The organism is Fredinandcohnia onubensis (assembly GCF_002734215.1).
GTDB lineage: Bacteria > Bacillota > Bacilli > Bacillales > Bacillaceae_L > Ferdinandcohnia > Ferdinandcohnia onubensis.
In genome coordinates this window covers 95,541-109,374 of sequence record NZ_NSEB01000011.1, presented here as the reverse complement: position 1 = coordinate 109,374, position 13,834 = coordinate 95,541, and the positions used below count along the sequence as shown (strand labels likewise).

12 protein-coding genes are annotated in these 13,834 nt (G+C 37.5%); all 12 read left to right on the top strand.

The annotated features are described in order from the left end of the window. Positions 1-56: 56 nt before the first annotated feature. The 12 genes from pnp to CKK03_RS12835 all read left to right on the top strand — a co-directional run bounded on the left by pnp (position 57) and on the right by CKK03_RS12835 (position 13,772). Positions 57-2,174 (top strand): polyribonucleotide nucleotidyltransferase, encoded by a 2,118-nt coding sequence (gene pnp / locus CKK03_RS12890; RefSeq protein ID WP_099362976.1) that lies wholly within the window; start codon positions 57-59, stop codon positions 2,172-2,174. 155 nt (positions 2,175-2,329) lie between these two features. Next, positions 2,330-3,319 carry a polysaccharide deacetylase family protein gene (locus tag CKK03_RS12885; RefSeq protein WP_099362975.1) on the top strand — a complete coding sequence of 330 codons (990 nt, stop codon included), beginning with the start codon at positions 2,330-2,332 and terminating at the stop codon, positions 3,317-3,319. Between the two features lie 27 nt (positions 3,320-3,346). Further along, the gene (locus CKK03_RS12880; RefSeq protein WP_099362974.1) at positions 3,347-4,588 is read left to right on the top strand and encodes a M16 family metallopeptidase; all 1,242 of its coding nucleotides are present in this window, start codon (positions 3,347-3,349) and stop codon (positions 4,586-4,588) included. Between the two features lie 64 nt (positions 4,589-4,652). Further along, the gene (locus tag CKK03_RS12875) at positions 4,653-4,913 is read left to right on the top strand and encodes a YlmC/YmxH family sporulation protein (RefSeq protein WP_099362973.1); all 261 of its coding nucleotides are present in this window, start codon (positions 4,653-4,655) and stop codon (positions 4,911-4,913) included. A gap of 259 nt (positions 4,914-5,172) precedes the next feature. Continuing rightward, the gene (dpaA, locus tag CKK03_RS12870; RefSeq protein WP_099362972.1) at positions 5,173-6,072 is read left to right on the top strand and encodes a dipicolinic acid synthetase subunit A; all 900 of its coding nucleotides are present in this window, start codon (positions 5,173-5,175) and stop codon (positions 6,070-6,072) included. Position 6,073: 1 nt separating this feature from the next. Further along, positions 6,074-6,679, top strand: a complete 606-nt coding sequence (gene dpaB, locus CKK03_RS12865; protein ID WP_099362971.1) for a dipicolinate synthase subunit B — start codon at positions 6,074-6,076, stop codon at positions 6,677-6,679. 130 nt (positions 6,680-6,809) lie between these two features. Beyond that, positions 6,810-7,862, top strand: coding sequence for an aspartate-semialdehyde dehydrogenase (gene asd / locus CKK03_RS12860; RefSeq protein ID WP_099362970.1), 1,053 nt, complete (start codon positions 6,810-6,812; stop codon positions 7,860-7,862). Between the two features lie 29 nt (positions 7,863-7,891). Beyond that, a complete protein-coding gene (dapG, locus tag CKK03_RS12855; RefSeq protein WP_099362969.1) occupies positions 7,892-9,133 on the top strand; it encodes an aspartate kinase in 1,242 nt (413 codons plus the stop codon). Positions 9,134-9,268: 135 nt separating this feature from the next. Beyond that, positions 9,269-10,138 (top strand): 4-hydroxy-tetrahydrodipicolinate synthase, encoded by an 870-nt coding sequence (gene dapA / locus CKK03_RS12850; RefSeq protein ID WP_099362968.1) that lies wholly within the window; start codon positions 9,269-9,271, stop codon positions 10,136-10,138. Between the two features lie 118 nt (positions 10,139-10,256). Next, a complete protein-coding gene (locus tag CKK03_RS12845; protein ID WP_099355327.1) occupies positions 10,257-11,012 on the top strand; it encodes a ClpP family protease in 756 nt (251 codons plus the stop codon). Further along, positions 11,009-11,218 (top strand): YlzJ-like family protein, encoded by a 210-nt coding sequence (locus CKK03_RS12840; RefSeq protein WP_099362967.1) that lies wholly within the window; start codon positions 11,009-11,011, stop codon positions 11,216-11,218. The genes CKK03_RS12845 and CKK03_RS12840 overlap by 4 nt, the downstream gene beginning before the upstream one ends. 223 nt (positions 11,219-11,441) lie before the next feature. Continuing rightward, complete coding sequence (locus CKK03_RS12835) at positions 11,442-13,772, top strand: DNA translocase FtsK (protein ID WP_099362966.1); 2,331 nt, start codon at positions 11,442-11,444, stop codon at positions 13,770-13,772. Positions 13,773-13,834: the final 62 nt, after the last annotated feature.

Here is a 13,834-nt window from a genome sequence, read left to right as displayed (position 1 = left end):
TAGTTCATACTATCATTACATATATTTGAATGTGATTTAGAGAGGGGTACTATTATATGGAACAAGGAAAGCAAGTTTTTTCCATGGACTGGGCAGGCCGACAGCTGACCGTTGAAATTGGTCAACTAGCAAAGCAAGCTAACGGGGCTGCATTAGTTCGTTATGGAGAGACTGCTGTCTTAAGTACAGCAACAGCATCGAAAGAGCCAAAACCATTGGATTTCTTTCCGCTTACTGTAAACTATGAAGAACGATTATATGCAGTTGGGAAAATCCCTGGAGGATTTATCAAACGTGAAGGTAGACCAAGTGAAAAGGCGATTCTAGCAAGTCGATTAATAGACCGACCGATTCGACCTTTATTTGCTGATGGATTCAGAAATGAAGTTCAAGTTGTCAGTATCGTTATGAGTGTTGACCAAGATTGCTCTTCAGAAATGGCAGCAATGTTTGGTTCATCATTAGCGTTATCTGTTTCAGATATCCCATTTGAAGGTCCAATAGCAGGTGTTACTGTTGGTAGAGTTGACAATCAATTTATTATCAACCCGTCAGTGAAAGACCAGGAAATGAGCGATATCCATCTAGTTGTTGCCGGTACAAAAGATGCGATCAATATGGTTGAAGCAGGTGCTGAAGAAGTTCCTGAAGAAGTGATGCTTGAAGCAATTATGTTTGGACATGAAGAAATTAAACGATTAATTGCCTTTCAAGAAAAAATTGTTGCAGAAATCGGTAAAGAAAAAAGAGAGATTGTCCTTTACGAGCTTGATTCAGAATTAGAAGCACAAATTCGTGCGAAAGCGGAAGAGGATATTAATAAAGCTGTACAAGTTGCTGAAAAGCATGCAAGAGAAGATGCAATTAATGAAGTAAAAGCTGCAATCTTAGCAGAATACACAGATCAAGAAGTTGACGATGCGACACTTAAGCAAGTGAAAGAAATTTTAAATAAACTTGTAAAAGAAGAAGTTCGACGCTTAATCACTGTCGAAAAGGTTCGTCCTGACGGAAGACAAATCGACGAAATTCGTCCACTCTCATCAGAAGTAGGATTATTATCTCGTACACATGGTTCTGGACTCTTCACACGTGGACAAACCCAAGCATTAAGTATTTGTACACTCGGCGCATTAGGTGATGTGCAAATTCTTGATGGGTTAGGTATAGAGGAAACAAAGCGTTTTATGCACCACTATAATTTCCCTCAATTCAGTGTCGGTGAAACGGGTCCTATGAGAGGCCCAGGACGTCGTGAAATTGGACATGGTGCTTTGGGTGAGCGTGCATTGGAACCTGTTGTACCTACTGAAAAGGATTTCCCATATACGATCCGCCTGGTTTCTGAAGTATTAGAATCAAATGGTTCTACTTCCCAAGCGAGTATTTGTGCAAGTACATTAGCGATGATGGATGCAGGTGTTCCAATTAAAGCTCCTGTTGCTGGGATTGCAATGGGGCTCATTAAATCAGGAGAGCACTATACAGTATTAACTGATATTCAAGGGATGGAAGACCACTTAGGAGATATGGACTTTAAAGTTGCGGGAACATCAAAGGGTGTAACTGCTTTACAAATGGATATTAAAATAGCTGGTCTTTCACGTGAAATCCTTGAGGAAGCATTGCAGCAAGCTAAAAAAGGCCGTATGCAAATTCTTGATTCAATGTTAGCAACACTAACAACCCCTAGATCTCAGCTTTCTAAATATGCACCGAAGATCTTAACATTAAAAATTAATCCAGATAAAATCCGTGATGTTATTGGGCCAAGTGGTAAACAGATCAATAAGATCATTGACGAAACTGGCGTAAAAATTGATATTGAACAAGACGGTACAGTCTTTATTTCTTCAGTTGATGAAGCAATGAACCAGAAAGCCAAGAAAATCATCGAAGATATTGTTCGTGAAGTAGAAGTTGGCCAAATGTATCTTGGAAAAGTAAAACGTATTGAAAAGTTCGGCGCATTTGTTGAAATTTTTAATGGAAAAGATGGACTTGTTCATATTTCTGAACTTGCTGAAGAACGAGTTGGAAAAGTTGAGGATGTTGTCTCAATTGGTGATGAACTCCTTGTAAAAGTCACTGAAATTGATAAGCAAGGCCGTGTAAACCTTTCAAGAAAAGCCGTTTTACGTGAACAAAAGGAAAAAGAAAAGCAACAACAATAATAAACTTTCTAAAGCCTGGTAAACCGGGCTTTTTAGGTTTTTATTTATGTTATGACATCGTTTTTAAAGTTTGAACAGTAGCTATTACACTTTTCTCAATTTGTGTTCTACCTTGTCCCTCCCTTACATATTTTCTAGTAAAGAGGGGGATTGTTATGAAAAAAAGGTATATACAATTTATTGCTTTTATATGCATATTATTGGTTTCAATTGGATCATTACATAATCCGTTCACAAATGATTACGTTCAGGGATTAAAAGAAAGTTCACTAAAAGAAAGCGCTGACGCAATCCCTGTTAGTAGCAAAGGTGATCAACTTTTAAAAGAAATTGAAAAAAGGGCAATTGAATATAGTATTCCTGCAGAAGATGCGAAGATTGACCCTGTTTGGAAAGCAACACCTGGCCTCAATGGACTAGAGGTAAATATTAAAGCTTCATATGAAAAGATGAAAAAAGAAGGCGAATTTGATGCAAATAAGCTGGTATTTAAGCAGCTATCCCCTAAAGTTCATCTTGAAGATTTACCTTCGTCCCCGATTTATCGCGGGAATCCAAACAAACCGCTTGTGTCATTTATCATAAATGTTGCATGGGGGAATGAATATATTCCTGATATGCTTGCGACGTTAAAAAAGCATAATGTAAAAGCAACTTTTTTCTTAGAAGGAAGATGGGTAAAGGAAAATCCAGATTTAGCTAAAATGATTGTGGATGCTGGACATGAAGTAGGCAACCATTCTTATACACATCCTGATATGAAAACCTTGTCTTCAGATCTTGTTAGAGAGCAATTAATGAAGACAAATCAGGTCATTGAGGCTGCTACAGGGAAAAAGCCTACCCTCTTTGCTCCACCTAGTGGAAGCTACCGCGATGAGGTCGTTAAAATTGCAGATGAACTCGGTATGAAAACAATTATGTGGAGTGTGGATACAATCGATTGGCAGCGTCCACAACCCCATGTTTTAGTTCAAAGGGTAATGGGCAAAGTCCATCCTGGTGCCATGGTTTTAATGCATCCAACATCACCAACTGCTCAAAGTCTTGAAAGATTAATTATATCTATTAAACAAAAAGATCTTGCTATCGACAACGTTTCTACATTATTAAACGAAGATCGTATCATACTAAAGAAAAAGTAGTGGTGTAAGAACAGGAGGAATCCAGCATTGATTAAAAAGTATACTTGTCAAAATGGTGTAAGAATTGTATTAGAAAACATCCCAACTGTTCGATCAGTTGCAATTGGTGTTTGGATCGGGACAGGATCACGAAATGAAAGCCCTGAGAATAACGGTATTTCTCATTTTCTAGAGCATATGTTTTTCAAGGGTACGAAAACAAGATCTGCAAGAGAAATTGCGGAGTCATTTGATAGTATTGGTGGACAGGTAAATGCATTCACCTCTAAAGAATACACTTGTTATTACGCAAAGGTATTAGATGAACATGCAAAATATGCACTAGATGTTCTAGCGGACATGTTCTTCAATTCGAACTTTGATGAAGAAGAATTGAAAAAAGAAAAAAATGTTGTCCTAGAAGAGATTAAAATGTACGAAGATACACCAGATGATATCGTCCATGATTTATTAAGTAAAGCTACTTATGAAAATCATCCATTAGGTTATCCAATTTTAGGAACAGAAGAAACATTGGAAACCTTTAATGGTGATAAACTTCGTCAATATATGAATGCTATGTATACTCCAGAAAATGTGGTTGTGTCTATAGCTGGTAATATTGATGAGAACTTTATTTCTGAGGTTGAGTCATACTTTGGTAGTTATTCAGGAGACCAGACGAAATATGAGTTACAAAAACCTTCTTTCCATACTAATAAGATCACACGAAAAAAAGAAACCGAACAAGCCCATCTTTGCTTAGGCTTTAATGGCTTACAAATTGGAGATAAAGATGTGTACGATCTAATCGTGTTAAATAATATTCTTGGCGGTAGTATGAGTAGCCGTTTATTCCAAGACGTACGTGAGCAAAAAGGATTAGCGTATTCTGTATTCTCTTATCATTCCTCTTATAAGGATACTGGGATGGTCACCATTTATGGGGGCACAGGAAGTAAACAACTTAATTTGTTATTCGAAACAATTCAGGATACATTAGCAAAGCTTAAGGCAGAAGGTATCACCGAGAAGGAATTAAAGAACAGCAAAGAGCAAATGAAGGGTAGCCTTATGCTCGGACTTGAAAGTACAAACAGTAGAATGAGCCGAAACGGTAAAAATGAATTATTATTAAAGGAACATAAAAACCTTGATGAAATTTTAGATGAAATTAACGCCGTTAGTGAAAATAGCGTGAATGCAATGGCAGAACGAGTCTTCACAGACGATTTTTCACTTGCGTTAATTAGCCCTACAGATGATTTACCGATTAAGCTTTCAAATTGATTTTGATTCTAAAAATGTGGACTACTCCATACACTGTAAAAAGGACATGTGAGGGGTGGTCTTTTTGAGGCTAAGTGAATTAAGTGGAAAAGAAATTGTTGATGTAAAACGAGCTGAAAGACTAGGTGTTTTAGGTCAAACTGATTTAGAAATTGATGAGAGAACCGGTCAAATAAAGGCACTCATCATTCCGTCTTTAAAATGGTTTGGATTAAAGAAACAAGGTAATGAAGTTCGCGTATCATGGCAGCATATACGTAAAATTGGTACAGATATGATCATCATTGATATTCCAGATGATTTTGGACCAGAAGAAGCTGAATAGTCATACAATGTAAACCCACGGGATGCCGTGGGTTTTTTCATTTTTTTTAGGAAAATGTTATTCTGAGCAAATTTCAGCTTGTTCTTTCACCTATTTAAGCAATGCCTCATAGTATGGTGAAGTAAATAAAATTATGGTGATTTTATGGATTGTTGAGGGGCTATCCCTCAAAAAACGATATGAAGAAACCGAAGTTCACCGACGTGATGACTAACATACACTCGGGGTTCACTTTAGGTAAAAGAAGGTGATAAAACGTATGTTAACTGATATGCATGTGGCTATTATAGGTGGAGATGCACGACAGTTGGAAGTAATTCGTAAACTAATTGAATTAGATGCAAGGCTTTCTTTAATTGGATTTGATCAACTAGATCATGGATTCACTGGAGCTTCAAAAGAACGTTTAGACGAAATCGACTTTACAGATATAGATGCGATTATTTTACCGGTATCAGGAACAAACAGTGCGGGAGAGGTTGAAACGATTTTTTCAAATGAAACAGTCGTCTTAACTGAAGATATTTTATCACAAACACCTGATCACTGTGTTGTTTACTCGGGAATTAGCAATTCTTATTTAGATGGAATTATTAAGGCAACCAATCGAAAATTAGTGCGTTTATTTGAAAGAGACGATGTTGCAATCTATAATTCCATTCCAACAGTTGAAGGAACCATTATGATGGTGATTCAACATACAGATATAACCATTCATAATTCAAGAGTGGCTGTACTTGGTCTTGGCAGAGTCGGTATGAGTGTTGCAAGAAGCTTTGCTGCTTTAGGGGCAAATGTTAAAGTGGGTGCCAGAAAAACAGAGCATATTGCAAGAATTACGGAAATGGGATTAACGCCTTTTCATCTTTCAGATATTGCTGAAGAGGTTAAGGATGTCGACGTCTGTATTAATACGATCCCACACTTAATCGTGACGGCAAGTGTGATTTCGAAAATGCCTGCCCATACATTGATTGTTGATCTAGCCTCTAAGCCTGGGGGAACTGATTTTAGATATGCAGAAAAAAGAGGGATTAAAGCCTTATTAGCACCTGGGTTACCTGGTATTGTCGCTCCAAAGACAGCCGGTCAAATTGTTGCGAATGTATTATCCCAACTACTTCTTGAGTTATTACAACAAAGAGAGGAGAACGAATAATATGACTTCATTAAAAGGAAAAAGAATCGGATTTGGTCTTACAGGATCTCATTGTACGTACGATGCTGTATTTCCAGAAATAGTTAGACTGGTAGATGAGGGTGCAGAAGTGATCCCTGTTGTATCATGGACTGTTCAATCAACAAATACACGTTTTGGAGAAGGCGCAGAGTGGATTGAAAGAATTGAAAAAGCGACAGGGAATAAAGCCATTGATTCGATTGTAAAAGCAGAACCATTAGGTCCAAAACTTCCACTTGATTGCATGGTCATTGCACCACTTACAGGGAATTCAATGAGTAAGTTCGCGAATGCGTTAACAGATTCTCCAGTCTTAATGGCAGCTAAAGCAACATTACGTAATCAATCTCCGGTTGTCTTGGGAATATCCACAAATGACGCATTAGGTTTAAATGGTGTGAACCTAATGAGGTTAATGGCAACAAAAAATATATACTTTATTCCGTATGGCCAAGATGCGCCAACGAAAAAGCCAAATTCAATGGTTGCACGTATGACAATGCTAAGGGACACTGTTGCTGCAGCAATTGAAGGAAGGCAATTACAACCGGTAATTGTAGAAAGATTCCGTGACGGTGAAGAATAACGAAAATTTTTTGAATAAAGGAGAAAGAATGAAAATTCTTCTCTCCTTTAGTACTTGTATGTGGTAAAATATATATCATTAAACGTAAATTAGACGTTCTAGTAATACTAGGAAGGGGAATTAATTTCAAATGACAGTAGAAAAAGAATTACATGTTGCGGTTGTAGGTGCTACAGGTGCTGTAGGAATGCAAATGATCAAAACACTTGAAGAAACGGATTTTCCATTAACTAAATTAACTTTATTATCATCAGAACGTTCTGCTGGTAAAAAGATAGAGTATAAGGGTCAAGAAATAACAGTTGAGGTAGCAACACCAGAAAAATTTGAAGGTGTTGATATTGCCTTGTTTAGTGCTGGAGGAGGAGTATCAAAAGAACTTGCTCCTGAAGCAGTTAAGCGAGGTGCAATTGTAGTTGATAACACAAGTGCATTTAGAATGGATGAAAATGTACCATTAGTAGTACCTGAGGTAAACGAAAATGACCTTTTAAAACACAATGGTATTATTGCAAATCCAAATTGTTCTACTATTCAAATGGTTGTCGCTTTAGAACCAATTCGTAAGGCTTATGGTTTATCTAAGGTTATTGTTTCAACATATCAAGCAGTTTCAGGTTCCGGCGTTGCTGCGATTCAAGAAATGAATGAGCAAACGAAGGATATTATCGAAGGTAATGAAGTTACTCCAAAGATCTTACCTGTAAAAGGTGACAAAAAGCATTACCAAATCGCTTTTAACGCGATTCCACAAATCGATAAATTTGAGGATAATGGGTTCACTTTTGAAGAAATGAAAATGATTAACGAAACTAAGAAGATTATGCATTTACCTGATCTTCATGTAGCTGCGACTTGTGTTCGTTTACCAGTTGAAACAGGACATTCAGAATCTGTTTATTTTGAAACAACACAAAATGATGTGTCTGCACAAGACGTAAAAGAATTATTATCTTCTGCACCAGGAATTGTACTAGAAGACAATCCAGCAGAGCAAGTGTACCCAATGCCAATTCATGCAGTTGGTAAAAAAGATGTGTTCGTAGGAAGAATCAGAAAAGACTTAGACCAAGATAATGGGTTCCATATGTGGGTTGTATCTGACAATCTACTAAAAGGCGCTGCATGGAACTCCGTACAAATTGCTGGAAGTCTTATAAAGCTAGGCTTAGTAGCAAAATAATCGTTTGAACCAAAACATGAGGTGGTTTCATGAATATCGTTGTTCAAAAATTTGGCGGAACCTCAGTACGGGATGAAGAATCAAGGGAAAGAGCAAAAAAACATATTGAAAGTGCCGTCTCGGATGGATATAAAGTAGTTGTCGTTGTATCAGCTATGGGGAGAATGGGTGACCCATATGCAACTGATACACTTTTAAGCTTAGTAGGGGAGCAAAATCCAACTATTAGTGATAGGGAAATGGATATGCTCGTGTCCTGCGGAGAAATTATTTCTAGTGTCGTTTTTACCAATATGTTAAATCAAGCTGGAATCTCTGCAGCTGCTTTAAATGGTGGGCAGGCGGGTTTCCGGACCAATGGTGATCACACAAATGCTAGAATTATTGAAATGAAGTGTGACCGTCTGCTGCAAACACTCGAAACCCATGATGTGGTAGTAGTCACAGGATTTCAAGGGATCTCTAAAATAGGTGACATTACGACATTAGGTAGAGGTGGAAGTGATACATCTGCTGCGGCACTAGGTGTTGCATTACAAGCTGAGTGGATTGATATTTTTACAGATGTAGAAGGTGTTATGACAGCAGACCCACGAATCGTTGGTGATGCAAAGCCATTATCAGTCGTCACATATAACGAAATCGTGAACATGGCATACCAAGGTGCAAAAGTCATTCATCCACGCGCAGTTGAAATTGCGATGGATGCAAAGGTACCCATTAGGGTGCGTTCAACATATTCGGATGCACCTGGTACACTTGTAACAACAATTGATAAACGTCGAGGTGTCGAGGTTAAGGATCGATTAATTACAGGTATTGCACACGTGACAAATGTAACGCAATTAAAAGTTCAAGCAAAAAAAGGCCAATATAATCTTCAAACAGAAGTATTTAAGGCAATGGCCAATGAAAAAATAAGTGTGGATTTCTTTAACATCACACCCAATGGTGTTGTTTATACGGTTTCGGGAGAAATGACAGCCCGCGCGGTTAATAAACTGAAAGAATTGGGTTATGAACCTCAGGTAACTGAAAAATGTGCGAAGGTTGCGACTGTTGGAGCGGGAATGAACGGCGTACCTGGAGTGACTGCACGAATTGTAACAGCACTTTCAGAAAAAGGAATTCAAATTTTGCAATCAGCAGATAGTCTATCAACCATTTGGGTACTTGTTAAGGAATCTGAAATGAAGGAAGCCATTAACGCACTTCATAAAGCATTCCATTTATCTGATGGACCTGTTGGAGCAGAAGTGGTAGACTTTTAAGGGGACAATTAAGGGAACCTCCGTGATGGAGGAGTCCCTTTCTTTAACATATTTGTTTCATGTATAATTTTTTAGAGCAAGCCTAGGTTTTTAGGAAATAAGCCTAGCGCAATTGATGGGAGTAGGTGTAAAAGCATGATTGATTTTGGAAGAATCTCTACAGCTATGGTGACACCATTTGATAATAAAGGAAATATCGATTTCGGTAAAACAACTCAGTTGATTAATTATTTAATAAATAATGGTACAGAATCTCTGGTTGTAGCAGGGACAACTGGTGAATCTCCTACGTTATCTTCCGAGGAAAAAGTAGCTCTTTTCCGTCACGTTGTAAAAGTTGTGGATGGTCGGGTTCCAGTAATAGCTGGAACAGGCAGCAATAATACGTATGCATCCATGGAGTTATCAAAAAAAGCACAAGAAGCCGGTGTCGATGCAATTATGCTTGTTGTTCCATATTACAATAAGCCAAGTCAAGAAGGACTTTATCAGCATTTTAAAACAATTGCTGAAAGTACAAAACTACCTATTATGCTTTACAATATTCCAGGTAGATCGGTTATTAATATGTCAGTAGAAACCATTATTAAATTGTCGAAGATACAAAATATCGTTGCTGTTAAAGAAGCAAGTGGAAGCCTTGAAGCAATGACTGAAATAATTGCTAATACTGATGAAAGTTTTGATTTATACAGTGGGGATGATGGAATCACATTGCCGGCTCTTTCAATTGGAGCAAAAGGTGTTGTTTCAGTTGCTGCCCACGTGATTGGTAATGAAATGCAGCAAATGGTAAAAGCATTTTTAACAGGAAACAATACTGAGGCAGCTAGACACCATCAAAAACTTCTACCAATTATGAAGGGACTATTTACGGCACCAAATCCGGTTCCAGTAAAAACAGCTCTTCAAATCAAGGGATTAGACGTTGGCTCTGTTCGTTTACCACTAGTTCCGTTAAACGAACAAGAACGAATTGAATTAACAAAATTAATAGGGAAATAAAAAAACATGTTTAAAAAGTCAATCTTACTGATTGGCTTTTTTTCTTTCACCCACTTTCGAGAATGAAATAGAACCATGTGTTTATACTAAATGGTAAATGGGTTGAAAGGAGAATACGATGAATAATAATCAATACATAAATGCAGATCAACCACAAGGGGATCAGGATAAAAATGAAACAAAGGGCTCATCATTAGTTGATAAGATTCAACAACTAGGACAAACCAATGTCCCTCAAATGTCAAATGACAGTAAAATACATTGCCTTACAATTGTTGGTCAAATTGAAGGACATATTCAATTACCTCCTCAAAATAAAACAACTAAATATGAACATGTTATACCTCAAATTGTTGCGATTGAACAAAACCCAAAAATTGAAGGTTTATTAGTTATTTTAAATACAGTTGGGGGAGATGTTGAGGCAGGGCTTGCAATATCAGAAATGCTTGCGTCGCTCTCAAAACCAACTGTTTCAATTGTTTTAGGAGGCGGTCACTCGATAGGTGTTCCAATTGCCGTGGCTTGTGATTATTCTTTTGTGGCTGAAACGGCGACGATGACAATCCATCCAGTAAGACTAACGGGTCTAGTTATCGGTGTACCTCAGACGTTTGAGTACTTAGATAAAATGCAAGAGCGCGTGGTTAATTTTGTTACAGGGCATTCGCAAATAACCGAAGATAAGTTCAAGGAATTGATGTTTTCTAAGGGTAATTTAACAAGGGATATTGGAACCAACGTTATAGGCTCTGATGCGGTAAAATATGGCCTCATTAATGAAATTGGTGGAATTGGACAGGCGATTAAGAAACTAAATCAGTTAATTGATGAGAGAAATGTTACGGAAGAAAGCGGGCAGATGATTCAATGATTCTATATACTATGATGCCACAAGAGCTAATTTATCCACAAACTGAAATGGAAGAAAGTAATTTTAAGTATGTCGATATTAACGGTGTTTCACTTGCTGTTAGCCATGCCCAAAATGGTGAATACACAATTGAAAGAGTTATGAGTACTGATCCTCAGCACTTTTTAGACGGAAGATACTCGCCTGGGCAGAAAATCAAATTATAGTTTACAAAACATTTTTTGCTGATTCTTGTGAAATCATTGGTTTCACAAGACGTTTCAGGCTGGGACGAAAGGTTGCTAAAGTGAACATTTATAGAATTAAACCTATCATTTCATCAATTGTCCTAAATTGGTATAATGTGCTATAATTTAACTAATTTCATCACGTAGGCAGCCATAATGTGGCTGCTTCTTTCTTATTATTGATAGGTAGAGTAGGTGTAGTATGGCAAAACGAAAACGTAGACAGTCGAAGCGGAAAGATGAATGGAAAAAAACTCTTAAATTTGAATTGCTAGGATTATTATTATTAGCTTTAGCTTGTATTGGTTTAGCAAGACTTGGCACGGTAGGAACAGGTCTTGTCTATTTATTTCGATTTTTCCTTGGAAATTGGGACATTCTTGGATTAATTGGATTATTGCTTATTTCACTGTATATTATTTGGAATCGATCCTTTCCGAAAATTATTACTAGGCAATTGATTGGTGTCTACTTAATTATAAGCGCCATGCTGTTATTAAGTCATATTCCATTATTTAATTTACAAACTAACGAAGGCAAATTTACTGATCCAAGTGTTATTAAAAATACCTGGAGCATGTTTTGGGCTGTTGTAAATGGTGATACAAGTACTACTGATTTAGGCGGAGGAATGATTGGTTCAATCCTTTTTGCAGCTTCTTATTTTTTATTTGATGAAGCGGGGACAAAAATTATCTCTGTCTTTTTAATCGTCATTGGTGGTGTACTTGTTACTGGAAAATCACTTCACGATACAATTGCAAAAATCTTTGGCCCAGTTGTTTCATTTATACGAAATCAATGGATTGCATTTATGGATGACATAGTGAATTGGTTTCATCAACGCAAGAACCAGCCTAAAAAAGAAAAGCAGAAAAAGAAAAAGGAGCATAAAAGTAAGGATGCTCAAGTTTCAACAGATGATGATATCGATGAAGCACCAGTTGAAATTCCTATTGAACCGATTATTTCAAACTTTGCGGATAAGGCCTACACAAAAGAACAAGTTGCTCAACCTGAAAAACATCAGCAAAAACAAAAAGTCGCAGAAGAAGATAATGATGAAAAGATGCCAATCACCTTTACAGAAGGTGAGCTTGAGAATGTTGATTATGAGTTACCACCGATTGAGTTGCTACATCCACCAAAGCAAACTAGTCAAAGCGCAGAACATGAAAATATTTATGAAAATGCTAGAAAGCTAGAGAAAACATTCCATAGCTTTGGTGTAAAGGCAAAGGTTACAAAAGTCCACCTTGGTCCTGCTGTAACAAAATATGAGGTATACCCGGATGTTGGCGTTAAAGTTAGTAAAATCGTAAATTTAAGTGATGACCTAGCCCTTGCATTAGCTGCAAAAGATATCCGGATTGAAGCTCCAATTCCTGGAAAATCGGCAGTTGGAATCGAGGTTCCTAATTCTGAAATTGCTGTAGTATCTTTACGGGAGGTACTTGAAGATACTGAACCCCAGCGCTCAGATGCTAAATTGTTAATTGGACTTGGCAGGGATATCTCAGGTGAAGCCAAATTCGCTGAACTAAACAAAATGCCTCACTTGTTAGTAGCAGGTGCAACAGGTAGTGGTAAGAGTGTTTGTATTAATGGCATCATTACTAGCGTGCTTATGAGGGCCAAACCACATGAAGTAAAAATGATGATGATTGACCCGAAAATGGTTGAGTTAAATGTCTATAATGGAATACCACATTTATTGGCTCCTGTTGTGACCGATCCTAAGAAGGCGTCACAAGCTCTTAAGAAAGTCGTAAATGAAATGGAACGAAGATATGAATTATTCTCCCATACCCACACAAGAAATATTGAAGGTTATAATGAATATGTTCGTCGCCATAATAGTGAAGAAGAGGCGAAACAACCAACTCTTCCTTATATTATTGTAATCGTAGATGAACTAGCAGATCTTATGATGGTCGCTTCAACAGATGTTGAGGATTCTATCACTCGTCTAGCACAAATGGCACGAGCTGCTGGAATTCACTTAATCATAGCAACACAAAGACCATCAGTAGATGTTATCACAGGGGTTATTAAAGCCAATATCCCTTCCCGAATAGCTTTTAGTGTATCCTCTCAAACTGATTCAAGAACGATTTTAGATATGGGTGGAGCAGAAAAGCTGTTAGGACGAGGTGATATGCTATTCCTACCTGTTGGAGCATCAAAACCTGTACGTGTTCAGGGAGCCTTTTTATCAGATGACGAAGTTGAAGAGGTTGTTAACTTTGTAATTGCCCAGCAAAAAGCTCAATATCAAGAAGAAATGATTCCTACCGATACCGTTGAAACAACAGAAGAAGTGGATGATGAATTATATGATGATGCTGTTCAGCTTGTAATTGAAATGCAAACGGCATCTGTCTCAATGTTACAACGTAGATTTCGAGTAGGTTATACAAGAGCTGCAAGATTGATTGACGCTATGGAGGCAAGAGGTGTAGTTGGTCCTTACGAGGGTAGCAAGCCAAGAGCAGTGCTAATTTCTTCAAAAAATGAAGAAGTAGGAAGTTAGTTTTTTTTGAGTAAAGTTCCAGTTTGAAAAGCAAGTGTCATTTGACTTATTCTTGACATAAG

What these genes read in the sequence shown, in the direction of transcription:
- CKK03_RS12885 (WP_099362975.1), top strand. Translation starts at nt 2,330, where the DNA reads ATGAAAAAAAGGTATATACAATTTATTGCTTTTATATGCATATTATTG.
- dpaA (WP_099362972.1), top strand. Translation starts at nt 5,173, where the DNA reads ATGTTAACTGATATGCATGTGGCTATTATAGGTGGAGATGCACGACAG.
- CKK03_RS12845 (WP_099355327.1), top strand. Translation starts at nt 10,257, where the DNA reads ATGAATAATAATCAATACATAAATGCAGATCAACCACAAGGGGATCAG.
- asd (WP_099362970.1), top strand. Translation starts at nt 6,810, where the DNA reads ATGACAGTAGAAAAAGAATTACATGTTGCGGTTGTAGGTGCTACAGGT.
- dapA (WP_099362968.1), top strand. Translation starts at nt 9,269, where the DNA reads ATGATTGATTTTGGAAGAATCTCTACAGCTATGGTGACACCATTTGAT.
- pnp (WP_099362976.1), top strand. Translation starts at nt 57, where the DNA reads ATGGAACAAGGAAAGCAAGTTTTTTCCATGGACTGGGCAGGCCGACAG.
- dpaB (WP_099362971.1), top strand. Translation starts at nt 6,074, where the DNA reads ATGACTTCATTAAAAGGAAAAAGAATCGGATTTGGTCTTACAGGATCT.
- dapG (WP_099362969.1), top strand. Translation starts at nt 7,892, where the DNA reads ATGAATATCGTTGTTCAAAAATTTGGCGGAACCTCAGTACGGGATGAA.
- CKK03_RS12835 (WP_099362966.1), top strand. Translation starts at nt 11,442, where the DNA reads ATGGCAAAACGAAAACGTAGACAGTCGAAGCGGAAAGATGAATGGAAA.
- CKK03_RS12840 (WP_099362967.1), top strand. Translation starts at nt 11,009, where the DNA reads ATGATTCTATATACTATGATGCCACAAGAGCTAATTTATCCACAAACT.